The organism is Streptosporangium sp. NPDC051023, from assembly GCF_040689595.1.
Lineage (GTDB): Bacteria > Actinomycetota > Actinomycetes > Streptosporangiales > Streptosporangiaceae > Streptosporangium.
The window spans coordinates 1-1027 of record NZ_JBFBCE010000301.1 but is presented as its reverse complement, the minus strand read 5'-3'; the positions used below and the strand labels follow the sequence as shown (position 1 = coordinate 1027).

The 1027-nt window shown below is 62.9% G+C and carries 1 pseudogene; it reads left to right on the top strand.

What is annotated here, in order from left to right:
- Window positions 1-14 precede the first annotated feature (14 nt).
- Window positions 15-1027, top strand: a pseudogene (locus AB0395_RS48865) (DNA-directed RNA polymerase subunit beta); the annotation flags it as partial.

Below are 1027 nucleotides of genomic sequence, written 5' to 3'. Positions count from 1 at the left end.
CGGAAGGACATCTGTTGGCAGCCTCGCGCAACGCCTCCGCCGTACCCGCTGGTCCCCGTCGTGTGTCTTTCGCACGAATTCAGGAGCCGCTCGAAGTTCCTGATCTTCTCGCTCTGCAGACCGAGTCCTTCGACTGGCTGCTCGGCAACGAGAAGTGGAAGGGGCGGGTCGAGGCGGCTCGCCAGGCCGGGCGCAAGGACGTTCCGGCCCAGTCGGGTCTCGAAGAGATCTTCGAGGAGATCAGTCCCATCGAGGACTTCTCCGGGACCATGTCCCTGTCGTTCCGCGACCACCGGTTCGAGCCGCCCAAGTACTCAGTCGATGAGTGCAAAGACAAGGACATGACCTACTCCGCCCCGATGTTCGTCACGGCGGAGTTCATCAATAACACCACTGGTGAGATCAAGAGCCAGACCGTGTTCATGGGCGATTTCCCGCTCATGACCGGCAAGGGCACGTTCATCATCAACGGCACCGAGCGTGTCGTGGTCTCCCAGCTGGTCCGGTCCCCGGGCGTCTACTTCGACCGCAGTGTCGACAAGACCTCCGACAAGGACCTCTATGGCTGCAAGGTGATCCCCTCCCGGGGTGCCTGGCTCGAGTTCGAGATCGACAAGCGTGACAGCGTCGGCGTCCGCATCGACCGTAAGCGCAAGCAGGCCGTCACGGTTCTGCTGAAGGCGCTCGGGTGGACCGGCGAGCAGATCCTTGAGCGGTTCGGGCAGTACGAGTCCATGCGCGCCACGCTGGAGAAGGACCACACGGCCGGCCAGGACGACGCTCTGCTGGACATCTACCGCAAGCTGCGCCCGGGTGAGCCGCCGACCAAGGAGTCGGCGCAGACGCTGCTGGAGAACCTGTACTTCAATCCCAAGCGTTACGACCTGGCCAAGGTCGGCCGCTACAAGATCAATAAGAAGCTCGGTGTCGACGCCGAGATCACTCAGGGCACGCTGACCGAAGAGGACGTCGTCGCCACGATCGAGTACATCGTCAAGCTGCACGCGGGCGAGACCTCGATGCCGGG